Origin of the sequence: Pseudomonas sp. PB120 (genome assembly GCF_009761815.1) — a bacterium.
Classification (GTDB): Bacteria; Pseudomonadota; Gammaproteobacteria; order Pseudomonadales; family Pseudomonadaceae; genus Aquipseudomonas.
This window is the reverse complement of record NZ_RWIN01000147.1, coordinates 1-17916: the sequence shown is the minus strand read 5'-3', so window position 1 is coordinate 17916 and position 17916 is coordinate 1. Positions and strand designations below refer to the sequence as shown.

Annotated in this window: 18 protein-coding genes; 11 read left to right on the top strand and 7 right to left on the bottom strand. The window is 59.9% G+C overall.

Annotated elements, in window-relative coordinates:
* Positions 1–36 precede the first annotated feature (36 nt).
* Genes EJA72_RS27085 through EJA72_RS27075 form a run of 3 tightly spaced genes read left to right on the top strand, consistent with a single transcriptional unit; the run spans position 37 to position 2386 of the window.
* A complete protein-coding gene (locus EJA72_RS27085) occupies positions 37–612 on the top strand; it encodes a YfiR family protein (RefSeq protein ID WP_157714938.1) in 576 nt (191 codons plus the stop codon).
* Entirely contained in the window at positions 609–1877 is a 1269-nt protein-coding gene (locus tag EJA72_RS27080; protein ID WP_157714937.1) for a diguanylate cyclase domain-containing protein, read from the top strand. The genes EJA72_RS27085 and EJA72_RS27080 overlap by 4 nt, the downstream gene beginning before the upstream one ends.
* A 44-nt stretch (positions 1878–1921) precedes the next feature.
* Positions 1922–2386, top strand: a complete 465-nt coding sequence (locus EJA72_RS27075; RefSeq protein ID WP_157714943.1) for an OmpA family protein — start codon at positions 1922–1924, stop codon at positions 2384–2386.
* A gap of 246 nt (positions 2387–2632) precedes the next feature.
* Here EJA72_RS27075 and EJA72_RS27070 read toward each other — a convergent pair whose 3' ends face one another.
* The 3 genes from EJA72_RS27070 to EJA72_RS27060 form a co-directional block, all read right to left on the bottom strand.
* Complete coding sequence (locus EJA72_RS27070) at positions 2633–2974, bottom strand: DUF6572 domain-containing protein (RefSeq protein WP_157714936.1); 342 nt, start codon at positions 2972–2974, stop codon at positions 2633–2635.
* A gap of 23 nt (positions 2975–2997) precedes the next feature.
* Entirely contained in the window at positions 2998–4242 is a 1245-nt protein-coding gene (locus EJA72_RS27065) for an S-type pyocin domain-containing protein (protein WP_157714935.1), read from the bottom strand.
* A 265-nt stretch (positions 4243–4507) separates the two neighbouring features.
* On the bottom strand, positions 4508–5455 hold the full coding sequence (locus EJA72_RS27060; RefSeq protein ID WP_157714934.1) for a LysR family transcriptional regulator: 948 nt from the start codon (positions 5453–5455) through the stop codon (positions 4508–4510).
* Between the two features lie 163 nt (positions 5456–5618).
* Between EJA72_RS27060 and EJA72_RS27055 the strand changes: the two genes are divergently transcribed.
* Both EJA72_RS27055 and mmsB read left to right on the top strand, forming a co-directional pair.
* Positions 5619–7145, top strand: a complete 1527-nt coding sequence (locus EJA72_RS27055) for a CoA-acylating methylmalonate-semialdehyde dehydrogenase (RefSeq protein ID WP_157714933.1) — start codon at positions 5619–5621, stop codon at positions 7143–7145.
* A gap of 10 nt (positions 7146–7155) precedes the next feature.
* On the top strand, positions 7156–8043 hold the full coding sequence (gene mmsB, locus EJA72_RS27050; RefSeq protein WP_157714932.1) for a 3-hydroxyisobutyrate dehydrogenase: 888 nt from the start codon (positions 7156–7158) through the stop codon (positions 8041–8043).
* A 221-nt stretch (positions 8044–8264) separates the two neighbouring features.
* Here the strand turns inward: mmsB and EJA72_RS27045 are convergent, their stop codons facing one another.
* The 3 genes from EJA72_RS27045 to EJA72_RS27035 form a co-directional block, all read right to left on the bottom strand.
* Positions 8265–8609 carry a cupin domain-containing protein gene (locus EJA72_RS27045; protein ID WP_008024653.1) on the bottom strand — a complete coding sequence of 115 codons (345 nt, stop codon included), beginning with the start codon at positions 8607–8609 and terminating at the stop codon, positions 8265–8267.
* Between the two features lie 168 nt (positions 8610–8777).
* Positions 8778–10181 (bottom strand): amino acid permease, encoded by a 1404-nt coding sequence (locus tag EJA72_RS27040; RefSeq protein WP_157714931.1) that lies wholly within the window; start codon positions 10179–10181, stop codon positions 8778–8780.
* A 105-nt stretch (positions 10182–10286) separates the two neighbouring features.
* Positions 10287–11189 (bottom strand): LysR substrate-binding domain-containing protein, encoded by a 903-nt coding sequence (locus tag EJA72_RS27035; RefSeq protein WP_157714930.1) that lies wholly within the window; start codon positions 11187–11189, stop codon positions 10287–10289.
* A 206-nt stretch (positions 11190–11395) separates the two neighbouring features.
* Here EJA72_RS27035 and EJA72_RS27030 point away from each other — a divergent pair, with 206 nt between their 5' ends.
* The gene (locus tag EJA72_RS27030) at positions 11396–12160 is read left to right on the top strand and encodes a sulfite exporter TauE/SafE family protein (protein WP_157714929.1); all 765 of its coding nucleotides are present in this window, start codon (positions 11396–11398) and stop codon (positions 12158–12160) included.
* Here EJA72_RS27030 and EJA72_RS27025 read toward each other — a convergent pair.
* A complete protein-coding gene (locus EJA72_RS27025; RefSeq protein WP_157714928.1) occupies positions 12150–12464 on the bottom strand; it encodes a putative quinol monooxygenase in 315 nt (104 codons plus the stop codon). The genes EJA72_RS27030 and EJA72_RS27025 overlap by 11 nt on opposite strands.
* A 163-nt stretch (positions 12465–12627) precedes the next feature.
* On the opposite strand from EJA72_RS27025, the gene EJA72_RS27020 reads away from it, so the two are divergent.
* The 5 genes from EJA72_RS27020 to EJA72_RS27000 all read left to right on the top strand — a co-directional run.
* Complete coding sequence (locus EJA72_RS27020; RefSeq protein ID WP_157714927.1) at positions 12628–13218, top strand: NAD(P)H-dependent oxidoreductase; 591 nt, start codon at positions 12628–12630, stop codon at positions 13216–13218.
* 126 nt (positions 13219–13344) lie between these two features.
* On the top strand, positions 13345–14256 hold the full coding sequence (locus EJA72_RS27015) for a LysR family transcriptional regulator (RefSeq protein ID WP_178129604.1): 912 nt from the start codon (positions 13345–13347) through the stop codon (positions 14254–14256).
* A gap of 103 nt (positions 14257–14359) precedes the next feature.
* Positions 14360–15253 carry an NAD-dependent epimerase/dehydratase family protein gene (locus EJA72_RS27010; RefSeq protein WP_157714926.1) on the top strand — a complete coding sequence of 298 codons (894 nt, stop codon included), beginning with the start codon at positions 14360–14362 and terminating at the stop codon, positions 15251–15253.
* A 209-nt stretch (positions 15254–15462) separates the two neighbouring features.
* Positions 15463–16908, top strand: coding sequence for a SulP family inorganic anion transporter (locus tag EJA72_RS27005; protein WP_157714925.1), 1446 nt, complete (start codon positions 15463–15465; stop codon positions 16906–16908).
* Between the two features lie 275 nt (positions 16909–17183).
* The coding region (locus tag EJA72_RS27000; RefSeq protein ID WP_218574385.1) for an SLC13 family permease at positions 17184–17916 on the top strand (733 nt) is incomplete at its 3' end.

Here is a 17916-nt window from a genome sequence, read left to right as displayed (position 1 = left end):
GCGGCATCATTTCACACGATCCAAGAGAATTCCTGCATGAAGGTGGCTGCCTGGATGACAGCGCGCGTGGTTGGCTGCAAGCACGTGCTATTGGCAGGCCTTCTCTGTTTGCTCAGCGGTGTCGTTGTCGCTCAGTCGCAAGCCCCGATCGGCATGGCTGACCAGCGCGCCAGCTCAGTCACCCAAGTGGTCCTCGGGATTCTCAGTTATGCCCGCTGGCCGGTTGAGCCCCCGCAACTGCGCCTGTGCATTGTCGGTCCCACCGAATACACCGATGACCTGGTCAAAGGCACGACGCAAGCCACAGGCCGGCCCGTCACTGTGCGTCGACTCCTGGCCGACAACCCGTCCATTGTCGGTGAGTGCGATGCGGTGTACATCGGCAAGCTGACCGGCGACGAACGCAGTCGGCTATTCGCCTCATTGGCGGGGCGTCCGGTGTTGAGCATCAGCGAAAGCGATGATCAATGCACCGTGGGCAGTCTGTTTTGCCTGCGCGTCAGTGATGACCAAGTGTCTTTTGAGGTCAACCTCGACTCCGTTGCCCGCAGTGGCGTGCGTATTCATCCGAGCGTGCTGCAATTGTCCCGTCGCAAACCGGCGGCGCCATGAGCCTGTTCAAACCGGATACTCGCCCGACCTTGCGCTCGGTCATCGGTCGCGGTCATTTGACCGTTGCACTGGTTGCCGTGGCCATGGCCAGTGTTTCGTTGACTCTGCTGGGCGTCCTGGCCTTGCGGGTCTATGCCGATCACAACCTGCACCTGATCGCGCGCTCAATCAATTACACCGTGGAAGCGGCGGTAGTGTTCAACGACAAGGCTGCTGCCACCGAAGCGCTGGCGTTGATCGCGTCTACCGAAGAAGTGGCTGACGCACAGGTGCTGGACGAGCAGGGCACGTTGCTGGCCCGCTGGCAACGACCGGAAACCGGCCTGTTCTCCGACCTTGAAATGGAGATCGCCAAGGCCTTCCTCGAAAAACCCATCAGCATGCCGATCGTTCATCAAGGTCGGGAAATTGGCAGCATCCAGCTCACCGGCCATGGCGGCAGCCTGATGCGATTCTTGCTCAGTGGCCTGGCGGGTATCGTCCTGTGCACCGCCATCAGCGCCTGGGTGGCGCTCTATCTGGCACGCCGACAACTTCGCGGCATCACCGGTCCACTGCGCAGCCTGGCGTTTGTCGCTCACGCCGCGCGCAGCGAACGGGCCTTCGATCAGCGTGTGCCGCCCGCTGCCATCGCCGAACTCGACAATCTGGGCAACGACTTCAATGCCCTGCTCGATGAACTCGAATCCTGGCAGACCCACCTCAAAAGCGAGAACGAATCCCTGGCGCATCAGGCCAGTCATGACAGCCTCACCGGGTTGCCGAACCGGGCGTTCTTCGAGGGCCGATTGATTCGCGCACTGCGCAATGGCCACAAACTCGGCGAGCGGGTGGCGGTGCTGTTTCTCGACAGCGATCGGTTCAAGGAGATCAACGATAACTTTGGCCATGCCGCAGGCGATGCGGTGTTGGTGGCCGTGGCCAATCGGGTCCGGGCGCAATTGCGCGAAGAGGACTTGGTGGCGCGATTGGGCGGTGATGAGTTTGCGATCCTGCTGACACCCCTGCACACGATCGAGGACGCGGAACACATTGCCGACAAAATCATCGCCAGCATGGAAATGCCGATTTTGTTACCGGGTAATGCCCAGGTGTTGACTTCACTCAGCATCGGCATCGCCGTCTACCCGGATCATGGCGCCACACCCAGCGCTCTGCTTAACGCCGCCGATGCGGCCATGTATCAAGCCAAGCGCGTTTCACGCGGCGCTCGGCACACGGCAGTGGCGGAGCACCCTGCCGTTCACGTTCAAACCAGGAGCTGACCCACGTGTTTTCGACCCCCTCGCGTTCCCTTCGATTTTTCGCGATGACCCTGTTCATGGCCCTGCTGGCCCTGACCGGTTGCCAGACTGCGCCGCAAAAAGGCCTGACCCCGGCGCAGATCGCTGTGCTCAAGCAACAAGGTTTCGAGTTGACCGACGAGGGCTGGGCGTTTGGCCTGTCCGGTAAAGTGCTGTTTGGCAGCGACGTCGAAAGCCTGAACCCGCAAAGCACTGAAATCGTCGAGCGCATCGGCAAGGCGTTGCTGGGCGTCGGCATCGAGCGGGTGAGGGTTGATGGCCACACCGATGCTTCGGGCAAGGAGTCTTACAACGAACAACTCTCCCTGCGCCGCGCAAAAAGTGTCAGCAAAGTGCTGACCACGGTCGGTATGAAGGAAGAAAACATCCAGCTGCGCGGCCTGGGCGCCAGTCACCCCGTCGCGTCGAATGACACCGCGACCGGCCGCACCGAGAATCGCCGGGTGTCGATTGTGGTGAGTGCGGACTGATCAGCGAGGGGCCCGGTTCGAGCGGTTTTCATTTGGCCCCCTCGCACTTGGCTTAGCACACCGCGCAAAACCACCAGAATTATTTTCCAGGCTCGAAAACCAAACAGCTATCGAAGTGCACCAGAAGCAGTACTGGGTTTTGTTGTCCCGACATCTTCAATAACTGAGGGGGGGCGCTGAGATTACCCGGTAGCTTGGCCCGCTGCAGTCGTCGCGCGTTGGCCCAGGTACTGGAGACATCGCCTGTCACTCTTCTTCTTTAAGCACAAACTCCAGTCCAATCCCCGCCTCCTTCAACATCTCAGTAGCGCGGTCAATGAAGAGTTCACCTTGTTCTGTTAGCTCATGCTTGCCCAGAACACGGATGATAGGAGATTTGCCAAGCGCTCCTGGAATCTCAGTGTAAATTTCGCCGCTTTCGATGAAAGCCACGTACTTGTTGATCTTGTCTTGAAGCAGTTGCAGGTGCTCGCCCTGTTCAGTTTTGTCAGCCCACCCAAGGTGGTCAGAGATACCAAGAACGATCTTGTTGTTATCCCATTTCGGGACGCCCCACATGTCGATGATATTGGTGTCTGTTATGGACATTGCAGCTCCTTGAATTCCGTGGGTTACTTCGGTCGCAAGATGTCTACGCGGGTAGGAGGGAGAACTGTGCCACCGGAGAAGCCGGGTTTACCCTTGCCAACAATGACCCCACCGCTCTGTTCGAGTTCTGGAAACGCCTGTTTCTGATTTCGTGTCAGTGGTGCGGTGTCAGAAGCCTTGCATTCGACACAAGCGATATCACCGTTCGAATCTCTACCAATCATATCGAGACGGGTTCTGGTGCCGCTCTCTGTTTTGATAGTGACCTGTTGAGCTGATTCCTCCATTTCTTCGGAGAACCGATCATAGGATTTGTCTTCGAATTCAACACCAGCAGCTTTGTTCTTCTCCAGCTGCGTGCTGAGCACAATATAGATTGGCTGAATGCCCGAGTCAGGGAACCAGATAATTGCATCCCGGAACTCGGGCGGATGCTCCGGATTCGCCAATAATGTGTCTGATTGTGCTGTCGGCGGATACACCCAGACAGGTGGCAACTGCGGGGCACCTTCGAGTGCAGGAATACCTGGCGCACCGTCAGGATTAGCCGCTGGAATCCAAGTGAGGCCAATGCCGTTACCGATGTCAGCAACGAATTTATCACCGTTTTTCGCGGCTTTGATGACCGGGACATTTTCCCAGTCCGTTTTACCGCCTGTGTAATATCCATAAGCGTTAACGGCGCCATCTGGCAGGGTCTTCACGTTGACACGAACGCGTGTGCGGCCGGCATCAAGGGTCGCGTACTGATCGTCTTTGTAGAATGCACTGTCAGGCGAAATGCTGGTGTTCGGTATCAACATTCCAACAGTGCCCGTTAGAAAACCAGCACCAACAACGCCTGATCCTTCCAGTAGACCTAGTGACAGCGATCCGCCGAGACGTTGAGCAATTGCACTGCCGGCAACAGACTCGCCCACCAGTTGCAGTGGTGTTCCTTGGGTGGTAATCGCCACCCCGGTTCCCATCACTGCCCATAGTCCGTAGTCAGACAGTTGCTCAACAGGGATGAATACGCCTGAGTTGTTATGATTGATTACGCCGTCAGGGAGATTACAGCTCTTGGCGAAGACGCATCCGTGTAGGCTGACTTCCTCGTGCTTCTTGATCGTATTCCTACGTGCATCGGCTTCCCGCTCGTTCCTTTCGCTCGCCGCCACGGTTCTTTTCCAGGCCGCCTGTGCAGCCTCTGTCGCCTCGGCATGCAGCCTATTGCTATCTTGCCCATTTACCCCTAGAAAACTTGGGAAAAGGTTTTCAACTGGCATAACACCCCCTGTAAAAACCGACTCGATCCTTGTCTCTCCATTTAAATGCGACAGGACGCTACCCCATGCTGGCTTGGCATGTATGTAGGACGACTCTCAAATGCCATGCTGAATGTTCATTTGTAGGGATCTAGCAATTGCCCATTTAGTGGCGGAGTGAGTCTGAAAATAGGTGTTATAAGTTGCGTACCAATGGCTGTTACAAACTATGGCAAAGGCCTGCTGACCTCGTTATGGTGCCGATACCTGATTCCTTGAGGAACTGTCAGTCTGCAAATCGAAGATCTCGCGTCTCGCCCATCAACAACCCCTGATTCAGCTCCGTCACCTCCCTGATGTAATCCCACAACAGGGTAATCCGCTTGAGCTTGCGCAGGTCCTCGCGGCAGTACATCCAGAATTGCCGGGTGATGTTGATGTCCTCCGGCAGCACCGGTAGCAGCCGCGGATCCTGAGCGGCCAGGAAACACGGCAAAATGGCCAGCGACCGCCCTTGTTGCGCCGCCACGAATTGCGCGATCACGCTGGTGCTGCGCAAATGGGCGCTGGCGCCGGGCAGCACATTGGCCAGGTACAGCAGCTCCGAACTGAAAGCCAGGTCGTCGACATAACTGATGAATGAATGCTTGCCCAAGTCTGCCGGGCGGCGGATGGGCGGGTGTTTGTCCAGGTAGTCCTGCGTTGCGTACAGCTGCAATCGGTAGTCACACAGTTTGCAGCAGACGTACGGCCCATGCTCCGGCCGCTCCAGGGCGATGACGATGTCTGCTTCGCGCTTGGACAGGCTGATGAAGTGCGGCAGCGGCAGGATGTCCACCGAGATCGCCGGGTAGGCGTCGACGAAATGGCTGAGCTGCGGGGTGATGAAAAAGCTGCCGAAGCCTTCGGTGCAGCCCATCCGCACGTGCCCGGACAGCGCCACGCCGGACCCGGAAACCTGCTCGCATGCCATGTGCAGCGTGCTTTCAATCGACTCGGCATACCCCAGCAAACGCTGGCCTTCAGCGGTCAGGACAAAACCGCTGGTCCGGGATTTCTCGAATAACAATGTGCCCAATGCCGCTTCCAGCGAACTGATGCGCCGCGACACGGTGGTGTAGTCCACCGCCAGGCGCTTGGCCGCGGTGCTGGCCTTGCGGGTGCGGGCGACTTCGAGGAAAAACTTGAGGTCGTCCCAGTTCAGCGAACCTAAAGATGTGATGTTTTTTTGCATGATGGACCGGCTTTTATGTGCGTTCTTATTAGAAGTTTGCACATCTATACTCCAAAAACAGTCCGACAACCAATTCGCGGCACACGCCTCATCTCAAGGCGACTTTCTCGCCTTGGCTCCCCAGCCAGCTCTCTTGATAAGAACAACGTACCGGAGACCGAACATGAACGTATCGCTCACGCCAACCGACACCACCGTGCACAAGGTCAAGCTGTTGATCGACGGCGAGTGGGTCGAGTCCCAGACCACTGAATGGCACGACATCGTCAACCCGGCGACTCAGCAAGTACTGGCGAAAGTGCCGTTTGCGACGGCTCAGGAAGTCGATGCGGCGATCAGCGCCGCCCATCGCGCCTTCCAGACCTGGAAGCTGACGCCGATCGGCGCGCGGATGCGCATCATGCTCAAGCTGCAGGCGTTGATCCGCGAGCACTCCAAGCGCATTGCCGTGGTGCTCAGCAACGAACAGGGCAAAACCATTGCCGACGCTGAAGGCGATATTTTCCGTGGCCTGGAAGTGGTCGAGCATGCGTGCTCCATCGGCACGCTGCAAATGGGCGAGTTCGCTGAAAACGTTGCCGGCGGCGTCGACACTTACACCCTGCGTCAGCCAATCGGCGTTTGCGCCGGCATCACGCCGTTCAACTTCCCGGCGATGATTCCGCTGTGGATGTTCCCGATGGCTATCGCATGCGGCAACACCTTTGTGCTCAAGCCATCCGAGCAGGATCCGCTGTCGACCATGCTGCTGGTGGAACTGGCCATCGAGGCGGGCGTTCCGGCGGGCGTGCTCAACGTGGTTCATGGTGGCAAGGACGTGGTGGACGCGCTCTGCACCCACAAGGACATCAAGGCAGTTTCGTTCGTCGGTTCGACCGCGGTCGGTACGCACGTCTACGACCTGGCCGGCAAACACGGCAAGCGCGTGCAATCGATGATGGGCGCGAAGAACCATGCCGTGGTGCTGCCGGATGCCAACCGCGAGCAAGCGCTGAATGCGCTGGTCGGCGCCGGTTTTGGCGCTGCCGGTCAGCGCTGCATGGCCACGTCCGTGGTGGTGCTGGTCGGTGCGGCCAAGCAATGGCTGCCGGACCTGAAGGCGCTGGCGCAAAAACTCAAAGTGAATGCCGGCAGCGAGCCAGGCACGGACGTTGGTCCAGTGATTTCCAAGCGGGCCAAGGCACGGATTCTCGACCTGATCGAAAGTGGCATCAAGGAAGGCGCCAAGCTGGAGTTGGACGGTCGCGACATCACGGTTCCAGGTTTCGAGCAGGGCAATTTTGTCGGTCCGACCCTGTTCTCCGGCGTGACCACCGAGATGCAAATCTACACCCAGGAAATCTTCGGCCCGGTGCTGGTGGTGCTGGAGGTGAATACGCTCGACGAGGCCATCGCACTGGTCAACGCCAACCCGTTCGGCAACGGCACCGGCCTGTTCACCCAGAGCGGCGCGGCGGCGCGTAAATTCCAGACTGAAATCGACGTTGGCCAGGTCGGCATCAACATCCCGATTCCGGTGCCGGTCCCGTTCTTCAGCTTCACCGGTTCGCGCGGTTCGAAACTGGGCGACCTCGGTCCGTATGGCAAGCAAGTGGTGCAGTTCTACACTCAGACCAAGACAGTCACCAGTCGCTGGTTCGATGACGACAGCGTCAACGACGGTGTGAACACCACCATCAACTTGCGTTAAGGAGCCGGACATGAAAATCGCTTTTATCGGTCTCGGCAACATGGGCGCGCCGATGGCGCGCAACCTGATCAAGGCCGGCCATTCGCTGCGCCTGGTGGACCTGAACAAAACCGTTCTGGCGGAGCTTGAGCAACTGGGTGGCAGCATCAGCGCCACGGCTCGTGAAGCGGCTCAAGGCGCGGAACTGGTGATCACCATGCTGCCCGCCGCGGTGCATGTGCGCAGTGTCTGGCTGGGTGAAGACGGCGTGCTTGCGGGGATCGCCAAGGGCGTGCCGGCGGTGGATTGCAGCACAATCGATCCACAAACCGCCCGCGATGTGGCGGCGGCCGCGGCCAAGCACGGCGTGGCCGTGGCCGATGCGCCCGTCTCTGGCGGCACGGGCGGTGCAGCGGCGGGGACCCTGACGTTCATGGTCGGCGCGACGCCTGAACTGTTTGCCACCTTGCAGCCGGTGCTGGCGCAGATGGGCCGCAACATCGTTCATTGCGGTGAAGTCGGCACCGGTCAAATCGCCAAGATTTGCAACAACCTGCTGCTGGGTATTTCGATGGTGGGTGTCAGCGAAGCCATGGCGCTGGGCGATGCGTTGGGCATCGACACGGGTGTGTTGGCGGGGATCATCAACAGTTCCACCGGCCGTTGCTGGAGTTCGGAGATGTACAACCCGTGGCCGGGCATCGTCGAAACTGCGCCGGCCTCGCGCGGCTACACCGGCGGTTTTGGTGCCGAACTGATGCTCAAGGACCTGGGGCTGGCTACGGAAGCGGCACGTCAGGCGCACCAACCGGTGGTGCTTGGCGCAGTGGCCCAGCAGTTGTATCAGGCCATGAGCCAGCGTGGGGAAGGGGCCAAGGACTTCTCGGCGATCATCAACAGCTATCGCAAACCGCAGTAACGATATTCAGCGAGCAGGCTTCTGTGGCGAGGGAGCTTGCTCCCGCTGGTTCGCGAAGCGGACCCAAAGCAGGCGAATGCGGTAGTTCAGAATTTTCGCGTTGGCTGGTTTACGACTGCTTCGCAGCCGAGCGGGAGCAAGCTCCCTCGCCACAGGAATGCACATTTCAGATCGGTACATTTTCCGGGAGACCACGTCGGGTGGTCTCCCGGTTTTTTGCATCAGGCAAACACGAAATACTTGCGCACGGTTTCAACCACTTCCCACGTGCCTTTCATGCCCGGCTCAATGACAAAAATGTCCCCGGCACGCAGGTGGATCGGCTCCTTTCCTTCCGGGGTGATGATGCAGTACCCCTCGCGGAAATCGCAGTATTCCCACTTCACGTATTCCACATACCACTTGCCTGGCGTGCAGATCCAGGTGCCCATGATCTTGCTGCCGTCTTCACTGGTATAGGCATTGAGGTTGACGGTGTGCGGGTCGCCTTCGAGTTTTTCCCACTTGCAGGCGTCGAGCACCGGCAGCGGGTGAGTGTCGCGAAGTACGGTAATCGGTGCGGACATGATGACTCCGAGCGTTGGGGATAACGAAGTCGCACCCTATCGGGCTTGGTGGGGTGTCAGTTGTCTGTGCTCGACACTGGTGTGCCCAGAAACGCGCGGAAACCGACGCGCCCCACAAAAAAATGCCCCGGCGTTCAGGGAAGGCCGGGGCGTTTTTTCAATCAGTGTTTATTGAGCCACTGGCAGTTTTCGGTGCCGGGCCATGCGCAGCCGGTAGCAAACGTAGATGAGCAATACCCACACCGGCATGGCGTATACCGAGGCGCGGACCGGCGGAATCATCCAGATGACGCAGATGATCACGGCCATGAACGCCAGGCACAGATAGTTGGTGTACGGCGACCAAAAAGCTTTGAAGCCAGGCACGATGCCGCGCTGGCCCATGGCTTTGCGGAATTTCAGGTGCGTCAGACTGATCAACGCCCAGTTGATCATCAGCGAGGCGACCACCAGGGCGAACAACAGCTCAAGCGCTTCATGCGGCGCGACATAGTTCACCAGCACCGCCAACATCGTGATCAGCGCCGACACACCCAGCGCCAGCAACGGTACGCCTTGCTTGTTCAGTTTCATCAGGGCTTTGGGGGCGTCGCCTTGTTCGGCCAGGCCATAGAGCATGCGGCTGTTGCAGTAGACGCCACTGTTGTAGACCGACAACGCGGCAGTAAGCACCACGAAGTTGAGGATTTGCGCGGCGGTGTCACTGCCGATCAAGGCAAAAATCTGTACGAACGGGCTGCCGCTGTACGCATCGCCTGAAGCGCCGAGTGTCTGCAACAGTTGGTCCCAGGGATACAACGACAGCAACACGGTGAGTGCGCCGACGTAGAAAATCAGCACGCGGTAGACCACCTGGTTGATGGCCTTGGGAATGACCTTGCGTGGTTCGCTGGCTTCGGCGGCGGTAATGCCGACCAGTTCCAGGCCACCGAAGGAGAACATGATGAACGCCATCGCCATCAGCAAGCCGTTGGTGCCGTTGGGGAAGAAACCGCCGTGGCTCCACAGGTTGCTCACGGAGGCTTGCGGGCCACCGGTGCCGCTGAACAGCATGTAGCAGCCCAGCAGGATCATGCCGATGATGGCCACGACCTTGATGATCGCGAACCAGAATTCCATCTCGCCGAAGACTTTGACGTTAAGCGTATTGATCAGGTTGACCAGCACGAAGAACACCGCCGCGCTGACCCAGGTCGGCACCTCCGGCCACCAGAACTGCACGTACTTGCCGACGGCCGTCAGTTCGGCCATGCCCACCAGCACATACAGCACCCAGTAGTTCCAACCGGACAGGAAACCGGCAAAGCCACCCCAGTAGTTGTGGGCGAAATGGCTGAAAGAGCCGGCCACGGGCTCCTCGACAATCATTTCGCCCAGTTGACGCATGATCAGGAACGCGATGAAACCGGCAATCGCATAGCCGAGGATCATCGACGGACCGGCGGATTTGAGCACGCCGGCGGAGCCCAGAAACAGCCCTGTCCCAATGGCGCCGCCCAATGCGATCAGTTGAATGTGTCGATTTTTCAACCCCCGCTTGAGCGTCCCCTGTTGCACTATTTCTTCCGCCATCTGGTTCCCTTCTTGTGAGTGTGGCCAAGCCTGTTTTCAAAGTGCAGATATTACGCTTGGTCAACGTTGCGTAATACAGATGACTGCCGGGTCGAACAGTGGATGTCACCGATCATGGCTTCGATCTTCAGCGCGCAACGCATCGAGCAAGGCCCTGGCATAACCGGGCAGGCCTGTGAATGAGCGGGCGCACAGCAGCAGTTTTCGCTGGGCCCAGTCCTCCTTCAACGCGAATGTCTTGAACGGTTGATCGACGGCCCGGCGCTGGATGGCTGCCAGCGGCACGATGGCCAGGCCGGCACCACGGGCGACCATGCGGATCACGCCGTCGAAGCCTTCGGCACGGATACGGATTTGCATGCGCCGCCCCACATGCAGCGCCTGTTCTTCGAGGTACACCGCCAATGCGCTATGGGCACTCAGGCCGACGTAATCGTGAAGCAACGTATCGCTGAAACCCGGGGCTGAGCCGGTGGCCAGGGGATGCCCGACCGGCATGATCAGCACCAGTGGGTCATCGCGAAAGGGCAGGGTGTCGAGGGCCTGGGTGTCGACGGCATCGGAGACGATGCCGAGGTCCGCCGCGCCCTGGTGTAGGGCGTGAACGATGCGCAGGCTTGGCAGTTCTTGCAGATCGATGTCGAGGTTGGGGTGACGGCACAGGAAGTCCGCCAGCACCTCCGGCAGGTACTCGGTGATCGCTGTGGTATTGCACAACAGCCGTACCTGGCCTTTGACGCCCTTGGCGTATTCGGCCAGGTCCTGCTGCAAGAGCTCGGATTGTTGCAGCAGAAGGCGGGCGTGTTGCGCCAGGGCTTTTCCGGCAGGCGTTGGGGTGACGCCGCGACGGCCACGTTCGAGGAAATCAATGCCGAGCGAAGCCTCCATCGCGCGGATTCTTGCGCTCGCCGCTGCCAGGGATAAATGGCTGCGTGCGGCGCCGGCGGTGATGTTGCCGGCGTCGAGGATGTTGAGGTAGAGGCGCAGGTCGGTGAGGTCGAAGTGCATGGGTACAGCCTCGAGTGGTGTGTTGTCTGGACGAGCGTCATCGCGAGCAGGCTCGCTCCCACCTTTGGAATGCGTACCCCTGTGGGAGCGAGCCTGCTCGCGATGGTGTCAGAAGCATCAACAAACATTTAGCCTCTATCAAAACAAGAGGCACCCTCAGTATATGGCAGATTTTCACACGACCCATCCGGGCTCAGGATAGGCCCATGAATACACTCGCCGCGTTCTACCAAAATCTTGGCCTGGCCCTGTCTCTGATGGTCATCGCCACCTTCCTCCTCGCCGGCATGATCAAAGGCGTGATCGGCCTTGGCCTGCCGACCGTCGCCATGGGTTTGCTGGGCCTGACTATGGCGCCATCACAGGCTGCCGCGTTGCTGATCATCCCCGCGACCCTGACCAATGTCTGGCAACTGGCATTCGGCGGGCATTTGCGGGGGCTGGTCAAACGACTGTGGCCGATGCTGCTGGCGATCTTTATCGGCACCGGTGTCGGAACAGTGTGGATCGGCATGGCCGGCGGTCATTGGGTGGTGCGGGGACTGGGCGTGGCGTTGCTGCTCTATGCGCTGAGCGGGTTGTTGCTGCCGACCTTGCGCGTCGGTCGTCAGACCGAACGCTGGCTCGGGCCGCTGTGTGGCGTGCTGACCGGGGTCATCACCTCGGCCACCGGTGTCTTCGTGATCCCGGCGGTGCCGTACCTTCAAGCATTGGGTTTGAACAGGGACGAGCTGGTGCAGGCGCTGGGCCTGTCGTTTACCGTGTCGACCCTCGCCCTCGCCGCTGGCCTGTTATGGCGCGGCGCGCTGGGCGGTGGCGAGTTGAGCGCGTCCTTGCTGGCGCTGATCCCGGCGGTGCTCGGCATGTTGCTCGGGCAATGGCTGCGCCAGCGGATCAGCGCCGTGCTGTTCAAGCGCGTATTTTTCATTGGCCTCGGCGTACTCGGAGGCCACCTGCTGATCAGCGGGTAGCGGACGACGGGCTGAGCATGTCGATGGCGCGGATGTCGAAATCCTGTTCCAGGTACTCCATGCGCATGTCGCGGAACTGCTTCATGTGCGGCAGGTTCGAGTGCACGTCGAGATGGGCCTGGGACTGCCAGATCTCGTAGAAGATAAACAGGGTCGGGTCCTGTTTGTCGCGCAGCATGTGGTATTCGATGCAGCCAGGCTCGGCGCGGCTTGCTTGCACATGGGCGCTGAAAAACGCTTCGAAAGCGTCGGATTTTTCCGGGCGGGTCTTGGCGTGCAGGATGAAGCCTTGCAATTCACTCATCAGAAATCACCTCAAGGTCAGAATCGGCGCAAGTGTATGGCAACAATCGCCGGTCGATTCGTGCGTATGGGGCAAATGAATTTTGCGGTTCTCGGGCTTACTCCGCGCGAGGTCGATGGCTAACCTGCCGCCATCCAAATTTCTGACCCTTCCGAGACCTCCCATGAAAAAAGTTCTGTTGCTCAATGGCGGCAAAAAATTCGCTCACTCCGATGGCCGCTACAACGCGACCCTGCATGAAGCCGCGCTGAGCGTGCTGGATCGCGGTGGCGTGGATGTGAAAGCCACGTTCATCGACGAGGGTTACGACGTCGCCGAAGAAGTCGCCAAGTTTCTCTGGGCCGACGTGATCATTTATCAGATGCCCGGCTGGTGGATGGGCGCGCCGTGGACGGTGAAGAAGTACATCGACGAAGTGTTCACCGAAGGCCACGGCAGCCTCTACGCCAGCGACGGTCGTACCCGATCCGATGCCTCGCAAAAATACGGCAGCGGTGGTCTGTTACAGGGCAAGCAATACATGCTGTCACTGACCTGGAACGCACCGCAGCAAGCCTTCGACGACCCGACCGACTTCTTCGAAGCCAAGGGCGTGGACGCGGTGTACTTCCCGTTCCACAAGGCCAACGAATTCCTCGGCATGACCGGTTTGCCGACGTTCCTGTGCGTGGACGTGATGAAGCGCCCGAACGTTGAAGCCGATGTAGCGCGTTATGAACAGCATTTGACTGAGGTGTTTGGCCTGAAGGCTTGAGGCTCGGCTACTATCGAAAGCCTGACTCTGTGATGAGAGCTTCTGTGGTGAGGGGATAAATTCCCCTCACCACAATTGATTTCCTCTGCCAGTAAAGCTGCGCCGGTCTATCGATAAGGAACACACGTGAAAGCCAGATCCGATGAGTTGCAGATTTTCGTCTGCGTAATTGAATGCGGGTCCATTTCCGCGGCGGCCGAGCAGGTGGGCCAGACGCCTTCGGCGGTCAGCCGTACGTTGTCGCGGTTGGAGGCCAAGCTCGATACCACGCTGATCAACCGCACCACGCGGCGCATGGACCTGACGGAGGAGGGCAAGTATTTTTTCGAGCACGCCAAGCTGATTCTCGATCAGATGGACGAGCTCGAAGAACGCCTCAACTCCCGCCAGCAAACCCCGTCCGGGCGTTTGCGGATCAACGCGGCATCGCCGTTCATGCTGCACGCCATCGTGCCGTACATCGATGAGTTCCGCCGGCTCTACCCGGACATCCAGCTCGAACTCAACAGCAACGACCTGATCATCGACCTGCTCGAACAAAGCACCGACATCGCCATCCGCATCGGCACGCTGGCCGACTCGACTCTGCACGCCCGCTCGCTGGGTTGCAGCCCGATCCACATCGTCGCCAGCCCGGCATACCTTGAACTGCACGGCACACCGCTGGCGGTCGAGGACTTGAGCGGGCACGCGCTGCTGGGCTTCACGAATAACGAAGGCCTCAACCAATGGCCACTGCGTTATGTACACGGTGACCGCTGGCCGATCCAGGCCGCGATCAGCGCCTCCAGTGGCGAGACGATCCGGCAGTTGGCGCTGGAGGGGCAGGGCATCGCCAGCCTGTCGGATTTCATGACCCACGAAGACATCCGCGCCGGGCGCTTGAAGGTGGTGCTGGCGGATTTCAATAGCGGTTATCGCCAGCCGATCAACGCGGTGTACTACCGTAACTCGCAACTGGCCCTGCGAATCCAGTGCTTCCTGGATTTCATCCAGGGCAAATTGGCGGTGTACGCAAACTCGGATTTCAAGGGCTGATTCGTGATCCTTGCGCAAGAGTGAATTGGGTCAACGGGGATTTTTCGTCAGTGATGACTGCTTGATACTCGTCGCATCACTTATTCACGCAGGGAGTTTCTCCATGAACGTATTCGTCACCGGCGCCGCAGGTTTTATCGGTGGCTCCATTGCCACCGGGCTGGTCCAGGCGGGTCACAAGGTCACGGGCCTGGTGCGCAGCGCCGAACAGGCCAATGAATTGAGCGCCCTGGGCATCACGCCTGTGATCGGCACTCTTGACGACAACGCACTATTGACCGCACAGGCCCAAGCGGCCGACGCCGTCATCAATGCCGCCAGCAGTGACCATCGCGGTGCGGTGGAAGCCCTGCTCAATGCCCTGCGCGGTTCCCATAAAGTGTTCCTGCACACCAGCGGTTCGAGCATCGTCGGCGATGCGTCGGGCGGCAAATCCAGCGACGTCATCTATTACGAAGACTCACTGCCGGAGCCCACTGTGGACAAGGCTGCCCGAGTGGCCATCGACAACCTGATCCTCGCCGCGGCGAACGACGGCGTGAACTCGGCGGTAATCTGCAACACCCTGATTTACGGTCACAGCCTGGGCGTCAATCGCGACAGCGTGCAACTGCCGCGCTTGCTCAAACAGGCACGCAAAAGCGGTGTGGTGCGGCACGTCGGCACGGGGCAGAACATCTGGTCCAACGTGCACATTGAAGACGTGGTTGCCCTGTACCTGCTGGCGCTGACCAACAACGTACCGGGCACGTTCTACTTTGTGGAAAGCGGTGAGGCGTCGTTCATCGACATGACCACGGCGATGGCCGAAGCCTTGAAACTGGGTGAACCGCAAGACTGGCCGCTGAAGGACGCCGAGGCCGAGTGGGGGTATGAAATGGCCAACTATGGCCTGGGCTCCAACAGCCGGGTGCGGGGCCAGCGTGCGCGGCAACTGCTGGGTTGGGCGCCGAAGCGGACGTCGGTGGTTGAGTGGATTCGGCACGAGATGGTGTGAGTACGCTTTAGACCGCGTTGCGCCCATCGCCGGCAAGCCGGTCTTGCTCCCACATTTGATCTCCGCCGAACACAGATTTTGTGTACGACGCAGATTCCCTGTGGGAGCGGGCTTGCCCGCGAAGGCATTCTCAGCAGCGCTGCAACTGGTCGGGCCGCCCTCAATTCCGTAACATCCGCTCCCTCTTTCCCCGCTGTGTCCGATCCTCCATGAAACCCAAACATCTGCGCGCCGATTTCCTGGCCGGGCTTACCACGTCCTTCGCTTTGCTCCCCGAGTGCATCGCTTTCGCGCTGGTCGCCCACCTCAATCCGTTGATGGGCCTTTACGGCGCGTTCATCATCTGCACCCTGACCGCTCTGTTCGGCGGCAGGCCAGGAATGGTGTCCGGCGCGGCGGGTTCAATGGCGGTGGTGATCGTCGCGCTGGTGGTGCAGCACGGTGTGCAGTATTTGCTCGCAACGGTGTTGCTGGGCGGTTTGATCATGCTGGCGTTCGGGCTGCTGAAGCTCGGCAAGCTGGTGCGGATGGTGCCGCACCCGGTAATGCTCGGCTTCGTCAACGGCCTGGCGATTATCATTGCGCTGGCGCAACTGGAGCACTTCAAGAGCGGTGACCACTGGCTCAGCGGCTCACCGCTGTATGTGATGATCGGGTTGGTGGCTCTGACGATGGCCATCGTCTACCTGCTGCCACGCCTGACCCGCGCCGTGCCGCCAGCGCTGGTGGCAATTTTAAGCGTCGGGCTGGCGGTGTATCTGCTCGGCCTGCCGACCCGCACGCTGGGCGACATGGCGCACATCGCCGGGGGCTTGCCGACGTTCGCGCTGCCGGACATTCCCTGGACGCTGGACACCCTGCGCATCATCGCCCCTTACGCCATCTTGATGGCGCTGGTCGGCCTGCTCGAAACCTTGCTGACCCTGAACCTCACCGACGAAATCACCGAAAGCTGTGGCTTCCCGGATCGCGAATGCGTGGCGCTGGGGGCGGCCAATATGGTCTCCGGCGTGTTTGGCGGCATGGGCGGTTGCGCGATGATCGGCCAGACCGTGATCAACCTCAGCTCCGGCGGCCGTGGTCGGCTGTCGGGCGTGGTGGCAGGCGTACTGATTCTGCTGTTCATCCTGTTCCTGTCGCCGCTGATCGAGCGTATTCCGCTGGCCGCGCTGGTCGGCGTGATGTTCGTGGTGTCGCAGCAGACGTTTGCCTGGGCTTCGTTGCGGGTCGTCAACAAGGTGCCGCTAAACGATGTGCTGGTGATCGTCGCGGTGACGGTCATTACCGTGTTCACCGACCTGGCCACCGCCGTGCTCTGCGGGATCATCATTGCCGCGCTCAACTTCGCCTGGCAGCAGGCCCGCGAGCTGTATGCCGACAGTCACCTCGAAGCCGATGGCAGCAAGCTGTATCACCTGCACGGCACGCTGTTCTTTGCCTCGACCACGCCTTTTCTCAATCAGTTCGATCCTGCTAATGATCCGCCGGTGGTGACGATCGACTGTCGCCACCTGAGCTTCGTCGACTACTCGGCCATCGCCGCGCTGAAAACCCTGCGCGAACGCTACGCCAAGGCGGGCAAGCACTTGCGCGTGCTGCACTTGTCGGAGCGTTGCAAAAAGCTGCTCAAGCGTGCGCGGGTGAGTCACGACTGAGGCCCTGATCCTGTAGGAGCGAGCCTGCTCGCGATAGCGGTGTATCAGTCGACAATGATTTGATTGATACACCGCTATCGCGAGCAGGCTCGCTCCTACAAAGGGCGCGATGAAAATTCGCCTGCCTGATTTTCATATTCACCGCCCCCGCATATCTCTCCGCGACAACCCTTACCCCTCTACGAAAATTACTTTCGCCTCGTTTGAAAATCACGCTTCGAAATGTTTTATGAGTTTCACAATCCATTCGACGTGACCCTTTCGAGGAGTACCGCATGACCCTGTCCTTCGGCTATTGGCTGCTGGTGTATGCCGCCATCGCCATCATTGCGCTGATCGTTCTGATCGCCCGTTACCGACTCAATCCCTTCATCGTGATCACCCTGGTCTCTATCGGCCTGGCGTTGCTCGCCGGCATGCCGGCCTCCGGGGTGGTCGGCGCTTACGAGGCCGGGGTCGGTAAAACCCTGGGGCACATTGCGCTGGTGGTGGCGCTGGGGACGATGCTCGGCAAGATGATGGCCGAGTCCGGCGGTGCCGAGCAGGTGGCGCGGACCTTGATCGACCGTTTTGGCGAGAAGAACGCGCACTGGGCGATGGTCTGCATCGCGTTCCTGGTCGGGTTGCCGCTGTTCTTCGAGGTCGGTTTTGTGTTGCTGGTGCCGATCGCGTTTACCGTGGCGCGCCGGGTCGGCGTGTCGATCCTGATGGTCGGCTTGCCGATGGTCGCCGGGTTGTCGGTGGTGCATGCGCTGGTGCCGCCGCACCCGGCGGCGATGTTGGCGGTGCAGGTGTATCAGGCGTCGGTGGGGCAGACGTTGATGTACGCGATTCTGATCGGCATTCCGACCGCGATCATCGCCGGGCCGCTGTACGCCAAGTTCATCGTGCCGCGCATTCAGCTGCCGGCGGAAAACCCGCTGGAACGGCAGTTTCTCGACCGCGAACCGCGCGACAGCCTGCCGGGCTTCGGCATCACCATGGCGACCATTCTGTTGCCGGTGGTGC